Origin of the sequence: Mycobacterium sp. VKM Ac-1816D (assembly GCF_000416385.1) — a bacterium.
GTDB lineage: Bacteria > Actinomycetota > Actinomycetes > Mycobacteriales > Mycobacteriaceae > Mycobacterium > Mycobacterium neoaurum_A.
The window spans coordinates 38217-52383 of the sequence record NZ_AOHQ01000113.1; the positions used below are offsets into that span (position 1 = coordinate 38217).

The following is a 14167-nucleotide window of genomic DNA, read 5'->3' on the forward strand; positions in this document are numbered from 1 at the left end:
GGCGTGGCGGTCACCCACCGATCCTGCGGCGCGGGTGATAGTGCACTGCAGAAGTGGTACGACCGGCGGTACTACCCGGCGCGTGATACTGCCGGTAGTACTACTTCTGGAAGTGCATCGTGGCCGGCTACCGTCAGGCGCTGACCTTGCTGCGGCGCCGTCGCGTCTTGGGCGCAGGCGCCTCCTCGACCGGCGGCGGGTCGAGCATCTCCACCAGGAATTGGCCGGTGTAACTCTCGGGCGTGGCCGCGACATCTTCCGGAGTCCCCTGCGCGACAACGGTCCCGCCACCGGCGCCGCCCTCGGGCCCCATGTCCACGATCCAGTCCGAGGTCTTGATGACGTCGAGGTTGTGCTCGATGACGATCACCGTGTTGCCCTTGTCCACAAGGCCGTTGATCACCTTGAGCAACTTGCGGATGTCCTCGAAGTGCAGGCCGGTGGTCGGCTCGTCGAGGATGTACACGGTGCGGCCCGTCGAACGCTTCTGCAGTTCGGCGGCCAGCTTCACCCGCTGCGCCTCGCCGCCGGACAGTGTCGGCGCGGACTGGCCGAGCCGGACGTATCCAAGCCCGACATCCACCAGTGTCTTCAGATAGCGGTGGATCGAGGAGATCGGCTCGAAGAACTCGGTGGCTTCCTCGATCGGCATGTCGAGCACCTCGGAGATGGTCTTGCCCTTGTAGTGCACCTCGAGGGTTTCGCGGTTGTACCGCGCGCCATGGCATACCTCGCAGGGCACATAGACATCGGGCAGGAAGTTCATCTCGATCTTCAACGTGCCGTCGCCCGAACACGCCTCACACCGGCCACCCTTGACGTTGAACGAGAACCGGCCCGGCTGGTAGCCGCGGACCTTCGCCTCGGTGGTGGCGGCGAAAAGCGTACGGATCTTGTCGAACACCCCGGTGTAGGTGGCCGGGTTGGACCGCGGCGTCCGCCCGATCGGCGACTGGTCCACCCGCACCAGCTTGTCGAGCTGATCAATACCGTTGATCCTGGTGTGCCGACCCGGAACCTGCCGGGCCCCGTTGAGCTTGTTGGCCAGCACGGTGGCCAGGATGTCGTTGACCAGCGTCGACTTACCCGAACCGGAGACCCCGGTGACCGAGGTGAGCACCCCGAGCGGGAACGCCACGTCGACCTCTTTGAGGTTGTGTTCGCGGGCACCGACGACAGTGAGCTGGCGCTTTCGGTCCACCGGCCGCCGGATGGCCGGCACCTCGATGCTCTCCTTACCGGAAAGATAGGCGCCGGTGAGTGATTCGGGATTGCGCAGCAGATCCTTGTAGGAGCCGCTGTGCACGATCCGGCCGCCGTGCTCGCCGGCCGCCGGGCCGATGTCGACCACCCAGTCGGCGTGCGCGATGGTGTCGAGATCATGCTCGACCACGATCAGGGTATTGCCCAGATTCCGGAGCCGGACCAGAGTGTCGATCAGCTTGCGGTTGTCGCGCTGGTGCAGGCCGATGGAGGGCTCGTCGAGCACGTAGAGCACGCCGACCAGACCCGAACCGATCTGGGTTGCCAGCCGGATACGTTGTGCCTCACCGCCGGACAGCGTGGCCGCCGCGCGGGAGAGGGACAGGTATTCCAGACCGACATCGAGCAGGAAGCCCAGCCGGGACTGGATCTCCTTGAGCACCTGCCCAGCGATAGCCGTCTCACGGGCCCCCAGGGTGAGTGCGTTGAGGAACTCCGCACAGTCGGCGATGGACAGTTCGGCAACCTCGGCGATCGACTTGGGACCGAGCGCTCCTGCCGACAACGACACCGCCAGGATCTCCGGCTTGAGCCGCGTCCCTTGGCATTCCGGGCAGGGAATATCGCGCATGAAGCCCTCGTAGCGCTCCTTCATCTGCTCGGAGTCGGTCTGCTCCATCCTGCGCTGCAGGAAGGCGAGCACACCTTCGAAGTCGGCGTAGTACGACCTGGTACGTCCGTACCGGTTCTTGTAGCGGACGTGCACCTGGTGGTCGGAGCCCTCGAGGATGGCCTTGCGCGCCTTGGCAGGCAGCTTCTTCCACGGGGTGTTGACGTCGAACCCCAGCTCCTCGCCCAGGCCCGACATCATCCTGGTGAAGTACTCGGAGGTGTGCCCCATCGACCACGGAGCGACAGCGCCCTCGGCGAGCGTCAGGTCCGGATCGGGCACGACGAGGTCGGGATCGACCTCCTTCTTGATGCCCAGACCGGTGCACTCCGGGCAGGCGCCGTATGGGGAGTTGAACGAGAACGACCGCGGCTCGAGGTCGTCGACGGCCAGCGGGTGGCCGTTCGGGCAGGCGAGCTTCTCGGAGAACCGCTGCTCGCGATGCGGGTGATCATCCTCGCGGTCGACGAAGTCGAGCACCACGATGCCGTCGGCCAGACCCAGCGCCGTCTCCACCGAGTCCGTGAGCCGCTGCTTGGACGATGCCTTCACGGTCAGGCGGTCGACGACCACCTCGATATCGTGCTTCTCCTGCTTCTTGAGCTTGGGCGGTTCGGCCAGCGGATAGACCACGCCGTCGACCCGCACGCGGCTGTAACCCTGGCTGTTGAGCTTGTCGAAGAGGTCGACGAACTCACCCTTGCGGGTGCGCACCACCGGTGCGAGGACCTGGAACTTGGTGCCGTCCTCCATCGCGAGCACTTGGTCGACGATCTGCTGCGGGGTCTGGCGGGCGATGCGTTCACCGCAGACCGGGCAGTGCGGTGTGCCGGCCCTGGCGTAGAGCAGGCGCAGATAGTCGTAGACCTCGGTGATGGTGCCGACGGTGGACCGCGGGTTGCGGTTGGTCGACTTCTGATCGATGGAGACCGCCGGCGACAGTCCCTCGATGAAGTCCACATCGGGCTTGTCCATCTGGCCGAGGAACTGGCGGGCATAGGCCGACAACGACTCGACGTAGCGGCGCTGCCCCTCGGCGAAGATGGTGTCGAAGGCCAGCGAGGACTTCCCCGAGCCCGACAGGCCGGTGAACACGATCAGGGCGTCGCGGGGTAGATCAAGATCGACTCCACGCAGGTTGTGCTCGCGCGCGCCCTTGACGATCAGACGGTCAGACAACGGGTTTTCCTCCCAAGACAGAATTCACGGCCCATGCTAGGTGCACCCACCGACAAGCCCGAGTCGAGCCGGTTAGCGTGGGGGTGTGACCAGCCCCCAGATCCCGCTCAGCGAGTCCTACACCGGCCACGTCGACAGTGGCGCCGCCGCTCGGCGCACCCTGCCCGCGGCGACGATCATCAAGGCTTCCGTCGGTCCCATGGACAACAACGCCTACTTGGTGACCTGTTCCACGACCGGGAAGACACTGCTCATCGACGCCGCGAACAACGGCGATGCCCTCGTCGCGCTGATCTCCCAGCACGCCCCGGACGTCGCGCTGATCGTGACCACCCACCAGCACTACGACCATTGGCAGGCCCTGGAACAGGTGGCGAAGGCCACTGGGGCGCCGACCGCCGCGCACGCGTTGGACGCCGAACCCCTGCCGGTCACCCCCGACCGCATCCTGGCCGACGGCGACACCATCACCGTCGGCGACCTCGACCTCACCGTGATCCACCTCCAGGGACATACCGAGGGCTCGGTCGCCCTCGCACTGACAGGCGCCGACGGCGAGACCACCCACCTGTTCACCGGGGACTGCCTGTTCCCCGGCGGGGTCGGCAAGACCTGGAAGGACGGTGACTTCGACCGGTTGCTCGGCGACGTGTCCGACAAGTTGTTCGACGTGTACCCGGATTCCACCGTGGTCTACCCCGGCCACGGTGATGACACAACGCTCGGTGCCGAGCGCCCGCACCTGGCCGAGTGGAAGGAGCGCGGCTGGTGAGGCCGGTACCCGAGAAGCCCGGCCCCGGCCAGGAGTCGGTGTGGGACTACCCGCGTCCACCCCGGCTCGAAGAGTTCCGCGGCTCGATCACCGTCGAGCTCGGCGGGACCGAGATCGCCACGACCCAACGCGGCTGGCGCGTGCTGGAGACCAGCCATCCGCCCACCTACTATCTGCCCGCCGAGGCCTTCCGCCCCGGTGCACTGCGCGCAGCCAGCGGCTCGTCCTGGTGCGAGTGGAAGGGGCAGGCCAGCTATTTCGACCTGGTGTCGGGCGATACCGTCAGCCGGCGGGCAGCCTGGACCTACCCGACGCCGACGCGCGGTTTCGAGCCCATCGCCGGCGCGATCGCGGTGATGGCCGCCGCAGTCCAGCGCTGCACGGTCAACGGCGAGACCGTGCTGCCCCAGCCGGGCGGCTTCTACGGCGGGTGGATCACCAGTTGGGTGAGGGGACCGTTCAAGGGCATCCCTGGGTCGATGGGCTGGTGACCGGCACACCAACCGAACACCGCCCGGACACCAAAAAGCCCGGCGCCCGCACTCGCGGCGGACACCGGGCTCACGGCTTCACAGTGCGATCAGGACGTGTGCACGATCAGCACGTCGACCTTGGAACGGCGCGCGACATTGGCGGGCACCGACCCGAGCAGCCGGCCGGCGATGGTGCTCAGGCCCACATTGCCGACGACCAGCAGGTCGGCCTTGACCTGTTCGGCGAGGTCGACCAGCGCATCGACGGGTGCACCGACGACGGCTTTCTCCTCGACCTCTTTGGCACCGGCGGCCTTTGCCCGGTCGGTGGCCTCACGCAGGATTGCGTAGATCGGCGCATTGCCGGTGGTCTTGTAGCCCTCATCCTTCAAGACGTCGGCGGCGTGATGGTCCTCGCTCTGCGGGAAGTACGCGGTGGCGATAACCACTTTCGCTCCAGACCCCGCGGCGATCTCGCCCGCACGATCCACCGCACGCAACGACGAGTCCGATCCATCCGTGCCGACCACGACGGTCCGATAGGCGCTCATTCATGCCCTCCAAGTTCGATGTCAAATCGATAGCTAGCCACCGAGACCCTAACGCCTCGCCGGACGGGCACGGGCGCAATTGGCCACACGACCCGCGGCGGGCGACACCTCGGCAGTGTTCGTCATGTCGAATCGTAGCCCCGACGAGCCCTGCGCAAACCGTTCCGTGACCGAGATGACCAGGCCAGCAGCCCGATCTGCCGTATCGCAGCACCCCCGCCCCGGTGATGTCCGACACCATGCTCGACAGCACGCCCCACGCGGGTGCCTCGTTTGCTGAGAGCGCGCGACACCACCCGGCCGGGACGCAGCACGGGCGGTACCGGGATCGTGCCCGGTACCGCCCGTATCTGGATTTACCTGTCTGTCAGGCGATCTCACTTACCGGTGAGCTTGTCCTTGACGGCTTCGACACCGTCCTTGACCTTGTCGGCGGCATTGGTGAGGTGATCCTTGACCGCGGCGACGGCCTGGTCGACCTGGCCTTCGGATTCCAGATCCGAGTTGCCGGTGGCCGAACCGACCTTCTCCTTGGCCTGGCCCTTGAGATCCTCGGCCTTGTTCTTGGCGTTGTCGGCGATTCCCATTCTTCTCTCCTCTTCGTGTGTGAGCCCGCAGGGTTCTGCGGTCTCGGCCTATTTCGCTGCCCTTTCGGCCAGCAGTTGGAATTCGAGATCGGTGTCGGCGGCGCGACGAAGGTCGTGCGCGCACCGATGCGCGAGCTGGCGGATCCGGGCCGAGTCGGTGGTCACCGGGAACTCGGCGCTGATGCGGACCACCGGGCGTCCGGATACGGTGCGGGTGGCCGCCTTCGCCGACGTCACCGCGGGGTGGTTACCCAGATCTGCCGCCGCCGCATCGGCCAACCGAGCCAGATCGACGGCTCCGTCGTGGGCGGTCGAAACCGTCCGCACCGAACGCGGTCGAAGGTGCGACAGGGTCAGCCACGCACCGATCAACAGCAGGACCACGCCACCGGCACCGAGCGCCGGCGACCACAGGTGCCACTCGGTCGCGCGTCCGAGCGCGGCGGGGTCGATGCGCGCCGCGGCGTCCCTGGCCACGGCGACATCGGCGCCGTAACCGATCACCCAGGCCGCACCGGTCAGAATCAGCACAGCCACCAATGCCGTGAGCACACGGTCGAATACGCGCAGTGCCGTGCTCATCGCACACTCCCCCCGTCGTCCCCGAAGTCCTGTTCATCGATCCATTGCCGTTGTCGGCCGCGCCGAACCCAGACGAGGTCATCGACCGGTTCATGGGTGCGCTTGCGCGGCTTCAGTGCAGTGATCAGAAAGACCACCCCGATGAGCGCCGCCGCGACCGCGCCCGGCCAGGTCCACCACTGCCAGTGCGCGTCGGCCAGTGCCGAGAGCATGGGCGCGATCCACGGGTCATCGGGTGTCAGTGCGTCTCGCAGGGCCACCGCGCCGAGGGCCATCAGCAGAACTGCGACGAGCACGCCGCAGTAGGTGGCGCCGGCGATCCGGCGCGGAGCGAAGCGGCGTGGCGCGGCACCGACGGAATCGGGTACCGGGACCTCGGCGCAAACATCCGAGTAGGCATCGGCGATTTGGGCCGGTGTCCGTTCCGATTCGACGCGGGTGATGGTCACCTCGACCCGATCCGGGTGCTCACCGAGCGTGGTGGCCAGTTCGCGCACCACCGCCGAGCGCGCCGAGGCCAGCACCGAGGCGCTGTCGACGGGCCAGGCCGCGGCGATCTGGACATCCACGCCCGACGTGTGATCGGCGATGGTGACCGAGGGCAGAGTCCGCCCGGGCACCATCGTCCGGTGGGCCACCACGCCCGGCGTGGCCAGTACGGCACGTTCGATCACGCGTTCGCGCACCCGGTCGTCGATCAGCGTGCGCCCGCGGGTGGTCGGCTCCGCCACACGCGTCACCGCCTCGCTCGACATGATCAGCTCCCCGACCTGCGACCGAGCGCCGTCAGGTCGATGGTGCCGTCGAGGTGGGCGCCGATGGCCGCACCTGCGGCACCGAGCACCAGGGCCAGCAGGAAGCCGATCAGCCCGCCGGTCACCGCCGCGATGGCCACCAGCAGGCCCGCGAAAAGCCCTGGTATCACATACTTTTCAGTCATTGTCTTCTCCTCTAGGGTTAACGTCCGGCAGCTCTGATCACGGGGCCGCCACATCTCCGACCACCACCTGCACCGGCACCCCGGCGGCGGCGCTTGCCACCTGCTGCACCCGGGTGGCGGTGTCGAGAAGGTTCCCCCGAAGCGCAAGGACGACGTGAACCTTGCCGTCCTGGGGGCCCAACCGGATCCCGCCGACCGTGCGGCCGGGCAGATACGTGGTCGGGACGCCGGGGCCGGAGTGCAGGCCGACCACACCGTCGACGGCGGTCACCGCCGCGACGACGCGATCGACCCGCTCACTCGCGGCGCTCACTGGACGCGGGGTTGCGCGTCGGTCGCGATCTCCTCGCCGTTGTCGTCATCGGCGAAGTGCACGTCGTGCACGGTGATGTTGACCTCGGTCACCTCGAGTCCGGTCATGTTCTCGACCGCGGAGATGACGTTGTTGCGGATGCCGTCGGCGAGATCATGAATGGCCACCCCGTACTCGGCGACGATGCCGATATCGACGGCCGCCTGGCGCTCGCCGACCTCGACATTGACGCCCTGGGTGAGGTTCTGGGTACCGGGCAAAGTCTCGCGCAGTTTCCCTACCACCCGAGCGGCCTGGCCGCCGAGGTCGTAGACGCCGTCGACCTCGCGGGTCGCGATGCCGGCGATCTTCGACACGACGACGTCGGCGATGGTGGTCACGCCATGGTCGGAAGCCAGCTTCTCCAACTCCTTGCCTGCGCTGTCCGCCTTGGCTGCGGAGCTGACCTCACGGGACGGTGTTGCGGTGGTCATCTGAGTCTCCTTCACGAGTTCCTCCAGCTCGGAACATTTTGTCCGGCTCACATGGTTAGTCGGGGCCGAGTGCGTGAAGCGCACGCACGGGAGATGTAGAACACAGCGGGTTTGAAATGTGCGCCAAATGGACAACTAGTGCCAGGTGCTCGACTCGCTGTCCGATGAGACGCTCGCCCGACGCGCTCAGCGGGGTGATTCGGCAGCGTTCGACGTGTTGGTCGTCCGGCATGCACCGGCGTTGCTGAAGTTCGTCAGGCAAACGTATCCGGAGTCCGGCGACTGCGACGATATCGTCCAGGAGACCTTCATCGCCGCATGGAAGGCGCTGCCCAACTTCGCATTCCGTTCCGCGTTCCGAACGTGGCTGTACTCCTTGGCGTCTCGCAAGACCGTCGATGCGATGCGCCGCCGGCGACCACAGAACGATCTGGACTCGGCGCCGGAGACCCCCGACTTCCGACCTGGGCCCGGCCAGCGGGCCGAGCACGCCGCGTTCTTGACGACCCTGAACCGCGAACTGGCCAAGCTGCCCTACCCGGCGCGCGCCGCGTGGTGGCTCCGCGAGGTCTATGACCTGCCGGTGGCCGAAATCGCCACGGTGCTGCACACGACCGAGGGTTCGGTCCGAGGATTGTTGCAGCGCACCCGGAAACGTCTGGCCACCACACTGGAGGAGTTCCGACCATGAGGACGACCGGCCGGTTTTACAGTGGTGCCTCGGTGCGCAACACTGGAGACGATATGAGCACGGCAGCGCGGGACGATTACGAAGCCACCGCCGAGGCGGCGGCCTGGATCGCCGATGCCACCCGCCGATTTGCCGGTCTGCGCGAACCGGAGGCCGAGAGCGACACCCGTTGGGCCGAAACCGGTTCGGCTCTGACTGAACTGAGAAGTGGCATCGCCCAACGCATTTCGGCGTTACCGCGGCGAGGCAAGCTGATCCGCACCGCACGCGAGGGCATCGGCGTCACACATATCGCGTTGGCCAAGCTGCTCACCTGGGCGCTGGCCGAACCGGCAGCCGAGGTCGCCGCGGCCGTCGCAGATGTCGAGCTCAGCGTGCAGGACGATGTCCTGACCGCCGTTCACATCCACCTCATCGGCATCGGCGCCGAGCAGCGACGACACACCTATCTGCAGGACGGCGATTCACTGCGCCGCGATGCGGCCGTGGTGCTGCGCGAGACGATCGGTGTCGACACCGCCGAGATCACCGCGACCTGGGATGACGTGGTCGTCACCGGTCGGTGAAACCGTGCCGGAATGAGCACGCGGACCGGGTAGCGGCCTGCCGGTGATCTAGCGGCAACAGTTCGGGTCGAGCACCGAACACAGTGCGATCAAGGACTCATGGCGGGCGCGGTGATAGACATTCATTCCGCGCCGTTGCGACTCGACGAAGCCCGCTCGCCGCAACTGTGACAGGTGATGACTCACAGTCGATTCCGATAGCTCCACCGCCGCTGCCAGATCGCAACTGCACACTTCACCCTCGCGGCTGCTGAACAGCAACGACATCAGTTTGACCCGCACCGGATCGGCCAACGCTTTGAGGCGCAACGCAATCTCCAACGCCGCATCGTCATCGACCGGACCGGCGGCGACCGGCGAACAGCAGACCGGCGTGGATACGTCGATGGTCGGCAGCGCTTTCGGCATGAACCCATCCTGCCACACCTTATTGACAAATATCGAAGAGGTGGCAGGATCAGCAGCGTCTGCAGTTCGACATAAGCCACAAAGGTAGGAGGCGGTCATGTCCCGCGCCCAACTCGCCCTCAACGTCGATGACCTCGATCAGGCCATCACGTTCTACTCCAAACTGTTCAACACATCCCCGGCCAAGGTGAAACCGGGATACGCCAACTTTGCGGTCACCGAACCTCCGCTGAAACTCGTGCTCATCGAAAACCCCGGCCACGGCGGAACGATCAACCACCTCGGCGTCGAAGTCGAATCCAGCCAGGCCGTCCATGCCGAAATCGCCCGCCTCACCGACGAAGGCATGTTCACCGAAGAGGAAATCGGCACCACCTGCTGTTTCGCCACCCAGGACAAGGTGTGGGTGACCGGCCCGGCAGGTGAGAAATGGGAGGTCTACACCGTGCTGGCCGACTCCGACACCTTCGGCACCGGCACGAGCGCACCGGTCACCGATGGCAGCGGGGCAGGAACCTGCTGCACCGCCGACAGCGCGTGACATCCAAAACCGATGCCGGCGGCGAATCGGTCGTCGTCGGGAAACTCTCGATGCTCGACCGATCTCTCCCGGTCTGGATCGGTGCCGCCATGGTCGCAGGTCTGCTGCTGGGCCGGCTGATTCCCGGCGTCAGCACCGCCCTCAACAGTGTTCAGGTGCAGGGCATTTCGGTCCCCATTGCCCTTGGCCTGCTGATCATGATGTACCCCGTGCTGGCGAAGGTCCGTTATGACCGGCTGGACACCGTCACCGGCGACCGCAAGCTGTTGCTGAGTTCCCTTGTCCTGAACTGGTTGATCGGTCCCGCGCTGATGTTCGCACTGGCCTGGCTGCTGGTGCCCGACCTGCCCGAATACCGCACCGGGCTGATCATCGTCGGCCTGGCACGCTGCATCGCCATGGTCATCATCTGGAACGACCTGGCCTGCGGTGATCGGGAAGCCGCGGCCGTGCTGGTCGCGCTCAACTCGCTGTTCCAGGTCGTCATGTTCGCCGTGCTGGGCTGGTTCTACCTGTCGGTGCTGCCGGGGTGGCTGGGCTGGGACACCGCGTCCATCAACGCCTCACCGTGGCAGATCGCCCAATCCGTCTTGGTGTTCCTGGGCATCCCGCTCCTGGCGGGCTATCTGTCCCGGCGACTTGGCGAGAAAGCCAAAGGCCGCACCTGGTACGAAACCCGATATCTGCCGAAGGTCGGGCCGTGGGCGCTCTACGGCTTGCTGTTCACCATCGTCATCCTCTTTGCGCTGCAAGGCGAACAGATCACCAGCCGACCAGTCGACGTGGTGCGCATTGCCGCTCCCCTGCTGATCTATTTCGCCGTCATGTGGGGCGGCGGATACCTGCTCGGGGCCGCGCTCGGACTGGGTTACGAGCGCACCACCACGCTCGCGTTCACCGCGTCCGGCAACAATTTCGAACTCGCCATCGCCGTGGCCATCGCCACCTACGGAGCCACTTCCGGCCAGGCGCTCGCCGGGGTGGTCGGCCCGCTGATCGAAGTACCGGTCCTGGTCGCCCTCGTCTACGTATCCCTGTTCCTGCGCAAGCGCTTCTGGCCCCAGACGAAAGCACCGACCACATGAGCGACACCAGACCCGCAGTCCTGTTTCTATGCACCCACAATGCCGGGCGCTCCCAGATGGCCATGGGTTTCTTCCGCTGCCTCGCCGGCGATCGCGCGGACGTGTACTCGGGTGGATCAGAACCGGCCGCCGCACTCAATCCTGCCGCCGTGGCCGCGATGGCCGAAAAGCACATCGACATCTCCGGCGAGCAGCCGCAGCGGTGGACCCACGACATCGTCGAAAGGGTGGATGTCGTGGTCTCCATGGGCTGCGGTGACGAATGCCCCTACATTCCCGGCAAGCGTTACGAGAACTGGGAACTCGCCGATCCGGCCGGCCAGGACATAGACGCGGTCCGTCCCATCCGCGACGATATCGAACGCCGCGTTCGAGTGCTCCTGGACGAACTCGGTGTCCGCCGGCGGATCTGATCCGCCGGCGGCCAGGGACCAACCGCCGTCGATACGGCTACGAGCGAGTGACGGGATTCGAACCCGTGTAAACGGCTTTGCAGGCCGGTGCCTAGCCACTCAGCCACACCCGCAGCACCGCTCAATCTGCCACCGACGGCGACGAGGTCACAGAGTTGCGCTCGCCGTGATCGCTACTTCCTCGATCTCCGGTCACCCCTGTCGCACCGTCGTTCTCCCGACCCACCGGGCGTTCCGTGGACCGCATCCCCGGTTCGACGGCGCTGGCCTCGGTGCGACTCGGCTCCCGACCCACCGCCGGGCGGTCGGTTTTGCCCGCTGAGCTGTCGTCTGCCGACGACCGACTCGAGGGCCTGGTGAGCTCCGCCCTGATCGACGCCTCGGATGGCTCGGACTCCGCGCGCGTCGGGGTGGTCTCCTCGGTGTCGGTGGACGCCGACGGATCATTGGCCGGTTCGAGAACCGGTTCCAGCGCCGGGGTTTCGACGACGGGCTCCTCCACCACCGGCTCGTCGATGACAGGCTCCTCCACCACCGGCTCGTCCACCACGGGCTCGTCGACAACAGGCTCGTCCACCACAGGCACGTCCACTTCCGGGACTTCCTGGACAGGCGCTTCGACAACGGGTTCGACAACGGCTTCGACGATGGGCTCTTCCAGAACAGGTTCGCCGACAACGGGATCCGCCGACAACGGATCGGTCGCCGGTTCGACACCCACCCCACCAACGGTTTCCTCCACTGCGACGGGCGGTTCCGCCGACACCGCCTCGCCCAGCGGTTCGGTGGCCGCGGCGCCGAGCGACCGTGGGGCGTCGAGCGCCTCCGGTGCGTCGACCTCTGCCGGTGCGTCCGTTCCGGCTTGTTGGTCCGCCATGGCACGCATGCCCGCGCCCACACCGACCGGTTCGGTCGTCGTGCTCGCACCGGTAAGCCCGCCGAGGATCGACCCGAGCAGGTTGGTGACCGCCGAGACCACCCCGGCCACCAGATTCGGCACGAAGCTCAACACCTGGGTCACCACGTGCTGGATGAGTTCCAGCAGCGAGCCCAACGGATTCGACGGGTTGCCCGGATTACCCGGCGAGCATCCGTCCAGGCAATCGATCAGCCGCTGGAAGTCGCGCAGCGCCTCGGGGCTGCCCTTGAAGTTGCCGTATTCGTCGAACAAGCCGAAGAAGCGTTCGTCGCCAATGGCATTCATATCGTCTTTGGTCGTGTACATGAAGATGGGACCGCCGCCGGAGAACGACTGCCATGCATTCAGCAGATCGGTGATGAACGCCAGCTGCTTTTCCGGGGTGACCACGCTGGTCGGCAGACCGTATTCACTGATCCAGATCTTGAGTTGTTCCTCGCCCGGTTGCTGATGCTGATCCATCAACTCGCGGATCTTCTGGATCTGGAACAGCGGCATCAGTTCGCGCCAGTCCAGCTCGCCCTGCTCGGAGAATTTGGTATCGAAGTTGTAGGGGTGAATCGAGATCGCATCGAAGAACCCGTCGGCGCCGGCGGCATACATCGCCTCCACGAAGTCGACGGCGTTCATCGTGGCATCGCCCCAGGTGAGAGTGGCGCTGACGACGGCGCCGACCACGGTGATATCCGGACTGACCGACTTGAGCGAGGTGTAGGTCGCCTGCAAGAGTCGGGTGTACTCGACCGGGTCGATGGGGTTCCAGAAGAACGATGAGTTCGGTTCGTTCCACACCTCGTAGGCGGTGATCTTGTCGCGGTACCGATCGGCGACGGCGGCCGCGAAGTCGGCGAAGTCCTGCACATCGGACGGATGCCCGCTGCCGGTCGGACCGTCGGTCGCCCAGTCGGGCGACCATTGCAGGACACCGAGGATGCCCATTCCCCGACGGTCCGCCTCGTAGACGATCTGATCGAGCTTGGCCCAGTCCAGGTCGGCCTCCCAGTCGACCGGAGCACCCATGGGGTCGGTGGGTTGGACGAAGATCCACGGCACCAGCAGCCGGACGTTCTTCACCCCGAGCGACTCGATCAGATCGAGATGCTCGATCACCTGCTCGAGGCTGTCGGTGAAGTAGATGTTCGAGTCGGCCATGCCGACGGTCGACGGAGACTCGACGATCGCAGCGACGTTGACGACCTCATGAGCAACCACGCGATGGGTGGCGGGGATAGCAAATTGACTAACGGTGGCCGCAACCAAGGCAACCGTTGCGATGCCAATAACGATTCGGTTGGTAAAAGTGCGTACCAGTCGAACACCGCGACCCCACATGTGACCACCCAGCTCTCCAGTAATGGCGTCGAACCTGCAGGGATCGACAATGCAGGGAAATTAGCCGACCGGACCGCCTTTCGCGCAACTTACTCAAAAGTAATGTGAGGATTACTCAGTGGTACATAACTGGACCATCCGTCAGCAAATAATTTTCAGGTCGGTAATTTTCATAGTTTTCTCCGCGGGCGCCGATTCTGGCAAATGTCACACAAATCAGCCCCACTGCGACGCCTACGCCGCCGAGGGTCACAGCAGACGCAATGGTCCAGCTGGGAGCAGGCTTCCCAGGAACATCAACGGTTGACCGCCGCCACAGCAGAACTCAGCCGTACCATCACTCACTCTCCAGCTAAGTCCGCCACCGCCGTGCGTACGGTGCGGGCAAAGTCCACCCCCGGGTGTGGACAACGAGTGCCGATACCGGACACGGTGTCACTTCTCGACACCTGTCTTGACATATGAGATG

General features: G+C 65.7%; 17 protein-coding genes, 1 tRNA gene and 1 pseudogene. 8 read left to right on the forward strand and 11 right to left on the reverse strand.

Going from position 1 to position 14167, the window contains the following annotated elements:
* Nucleotides 1-133 precede the first annotated feature (133 nt).
* Nucleotides 134-3052 (reverse strand): excinuclease ABC subunit UvrA, encoded by a 2919-nt coding sequence (gene uvrA, locus G154_RS04140; RefSeq protein WP_019511523.1) that lies wholly within the window; start codon nt 3050-3052, stop codon nt 134-136.
* Nucleotides 3053-3137: 85 nt separating this feature from the next.
* Between uvrA and G154_RS04145 the strand changes: the two genes are divergently transcribed.
* Both G154_RS04145 and G154_RS04150 read left to right on the forward strand, forming a co-directional pair.
* Nucleotides 3138-3824 (forward strand): MBL fold metallo-hydrolase, encoded by a 687-nt coding sequence (locus G154_RS04145; protein WP_019511522.1) that lies wholly within the window; start codon nt 3138-3140, stop codon nt 3822-3824.
* Nucleotides 3821-4315 carry a DUF427 domain-containing protein gene (locus G154_RS04150; protein WP_234713162.1) on the forward strand — a complete coding sequence of 165 codons (495 nt, stop codon included), beginning with the start codon at nt 3821-3823 and terminating at the stop codon, nt 4313-4315. The genes G154_RS04145 and G154_RS04150 overlap by 4 nt, the downstream gene beginning before the upstream one ends.
* An 89-nt stretch (nt 4316-4404) precedes the next feature.
* On the opposite strand, the gene G154_RS04155 is transcribed toward G154_RS04150, so the two are convergent.
* The 7 genes from G154_RS04155 to G154_RS04185 all read right to left on the reverse strand — a co-directional run bounded on the left by G154_RS04155 (nt 4405) and on the right by G154_RS04185 (nt 7743).
* Nucleotides 4405-4848 carry a universal stress protein gene (locus G154_RS04155; RefSeq protein ID WP_019511520.1) on the reverse strand — a complete coding sequence of 148 codons (444 nt, stop codon included), beginning with the start codon at nt 4846-4848 and terminating at the stop codon, nt 4405-4407.
* A 377-nt stretch (nt 4849-5225) separates the two neighbouring features.
* On the reverse strand, nt 5226-5435 hold the full coding sequence (locus G154_RS04160; protein WP_019511519.1) for a CsbD family protein: 210 nt from the start codon (nt 5433-5435) through the stop codon (nt 5226-5228).
* Between the two features lie 48 nt (nt 5436-5483).
* Entirely contained in the window at nt 5484-6017 is a 534-nt protein-coding gene (locus G154_RS04165) for a hypothetical protein (RefSeq protein ID WP_019511518.1), read from the reverse strand.
* Complete coding sequence (locus tag G154_RS04170) at nt 6014-6772, reverse strand: hypothetical protein (RefSeq protein WP_019511517.1); 759 nt, start codon at nt 6770-6772, stop codon at nt 6014-6016. The genes G154_RS04165 and G154_RS04170 overlap by 4 nt, the downstream gene beginning before the upstream one ends.
* Nucleotides 6773-6774: 2 nt before the next feature.
* Nucleotides 6775-6957 carry a hypothetical protein gene (locus G154_RS04175; protein ID WP_023985938.1) on the reverse strand — a complete coding sequence of 61 codons (183 nt, stop codon included), beginning with the start codon at nt 6955-6957 and terminating at the stop codon, nt 6775-6777.
* Nucleotides 6958-6994: 37 nt separating this feature from the next.
* The gene (locus tag G154_RS04180) at nt 6995-7270 is read right to left on the reverse strand and encodes a hypothetical protein (protein ID WP_019511515.1); all 276 of its coding nucleotides are present in this window, start codon (nt 7268-7270) and stop codon (nt 6995-6997) included.
* The gene (locus G154_RS04185; RefSeq protein WP_023985939.1) at nt 7267-7743 is read right to left on the reverse strand and encodes an Asp23/Gls24 family envelope stress response protein; all 477 of its coding nucleotides are present in this window, start codon (nt 7741-7743) and stop codon (nt 7267-7269) included. Before G154_RS04185 ends, G154_RS04180 begins: the two co-directional genes overlap by 4 nt.
* A 145-nt stretch (nt 7744-7888) precedes the next feature.
* Between G154_RS04185 and G154_RS04190 the strand changes: the two genes are divergently transcribed.
* Both G154_RS04190 and G154_RS04195 read left to right on the forward strand, forming a co-directional pair.
* Complete coding sequence (locus G154_RS04190; RefSeq protein ID WP_019511513.1) at nt 7889-8434, forward strand: RNA polymerase sigma factor; 546 nt, start codon at nt 7889-7891, stop codon at nt 8432-8434.
* A gap of 53 nt (nt 8435-8487) precedes the next feature.
* Nucleotides 8488-9000, forward strand: coding sequence for a hypothetical protein (locus G154_RS04195; protein ID WP_023985940.1), 513 nt, complete (start codon nt 8488-8490; stop codon nt 8998-9000).
* 48 nt (nt 9001-9048) lie between these two features.
* Here G154_RS04195 and G154_RS04200 read toward each other — a convergent pair whose 3' ends face one another.
* Complete coding sequence (locus tag G154_RS04200) at nt 9049-9408, reverse strand: Rv2640c family ArsR-like transcriptional regulator (protein ID WP_023985941.1); 360 nt, start codon at nt 9406-9408, stop codon at nt 9049-9051.
* A gap of 97 nt (nt 9409-9505) precedes the next feature.
* On the opposite strand from G154_RS04200, the gene G154_RS04205 reads away from it, so the two are divergent.
* From G154_RS04205 to G154_RS04215, 3 genes and pseudogenes are all read left to right on the forward strand, one after another.
* Entirely contained in the window at nt 9506-9949 is a 444-nt protein-coding gene (locus G154_RS04205) for an ArsI/CadI family heavy metal resistance metalloenzyme (RefSeq protein ID WP_019511510.1), read from the forward strand.
* Between the two features lie 50 nt (nt 9950-9999).
* Nucleotides 10000-11096 (forward strand): annotated as a pseudogene (arsB, locus tag G154_RS04210) (ACR3 family arsenite efflux transporter); the annotation flags it as partial.
* Nucleotides 11097-11447 (forward strand): phosphotyrosine protein phosphatase, encoded by a 351-nt coding sequence (locus G154_RS04215; RefSeq protein WP_237742483.1) that lies wholly within the window; start codon nt 11097-11099, stop codon nt 11445-11447.
* A gap of 42 nt (nt 11448-11489) precedes the next feature.
* Here the strand turns inward: G154_RS04215 and G154_RS04220 are convergent.
* Nucleotides 11490-11560 (reverse strand) — tRNA-Cys (locus tag G154_RS04220).
* Nucleotides 11561-11568: 8 nt separating this feature from the next.
* Entirely contained in the window at nt 11569-13578 is a 2010-nt protein-coding gene (locus tag G154_RS25460) for a cellulase family glycosylhydrolase (protein ID WP_019511507.1), read from the reverse strand.
* Here G154_RS25460 and G154_RS26720 point away from each other — a divergent pair.
* The gene (locus tag G154_RS26720) at nt 13567-13806 is read left to right on the forward strand and encodes a hypothetical protein (RefSeq protein ID WP_165589076.1); all 240 of its coding nucleotides are present in this window, start codon (nt 13567-13569) and stop codon (nt 13804-13806) included. The genes G154_RS25460 and G154_RS26720 overlap by 12 nt on opposite strands.
* Nucleotides 13807-14167 lie beyond the last annotated feature (361 nt).

Excerpts from the sequence above, each read along its gene's own strand:
- G154_RS04155 (WP_019511520.1), bottom strand. The coding sequence starts at position 4,848 with ATGAGCGCCTATCGGACCGTCGTGGTCGGCACGGATGGATCGGACTCG.
- G154_RS04160 (WP_019511519.1), bottom strand. The coding sequence starts at position 5,435 with ATGGGAATCGCCGACAACGCCAAGAACAAGGCCGAGGATCTCAAGGGC.
- G154_RS04165 (WP_019511518.1), bottom strand. The coding sequence starts at position 6,017 with ATGAGCACGGCACTGCGCGTATTCGACCGTGTGCTCACGGCATTGGTG.
- G154_RS04170 (WP_019511517.1), bottom strand. The coding sequence starts at position 6,772 with ATGTCGAGCGAGGCGGTGACGCGTGTGGCGGAGCCGACCACCCGCGGG.
- G154_RS04175 (WP_023985938.1), bottom strand. The coding sequence starts at position 6,957 with ATGACTGAAAAGTATGTGATACCAGGGCTTTTCGCGGGCCTGCTGGTG.
- G154_RS04185 (WP_023985939.1), bottom strand. The coding sequence starts at position 7,743 with ATGACCACCGCAACACCGTCCCGTGAGGTCAGCTCCGCAGCCAAGGCG.
- G154_RS04195 (WP_023985940.1), top strand. The coding sequence starts at position 8,488 with ATGAGCACGGCAGCGCGGGACGATTACGAAGCCACCGCCGAGGCGGCG.
- G154_RS04200 (WP_023985941.1), bottom strand. The coding sequence starts at position 9,408 with ATGCCGAAAGCGCTGCCGACCATCGACGTATCCACGCCGGTCTGCTGT.
- G154_RS04205 (WP_019511510.1), top strand. The coding sequence starts at position 9,506 with ATGTCCCGCGCCCAACTCGCCCTCAACGTCGATGACCTCGATCAGGCC.
- G154_RS04215 (WP_237742483.1), top strand. The coding sequence starts at position 11,097 with ATGGGTTTCTTCCGCTGCCTCGCCGGCGATCGCGCGGACGTGTACTCG.
- G154_RS26720 (WP_165589076.1), top strand. The coding sequence starts at position 13,567 with ATGAGCAACCACGCGATGGGTGGCGGGGATAGCAAATTGACTAACGGT.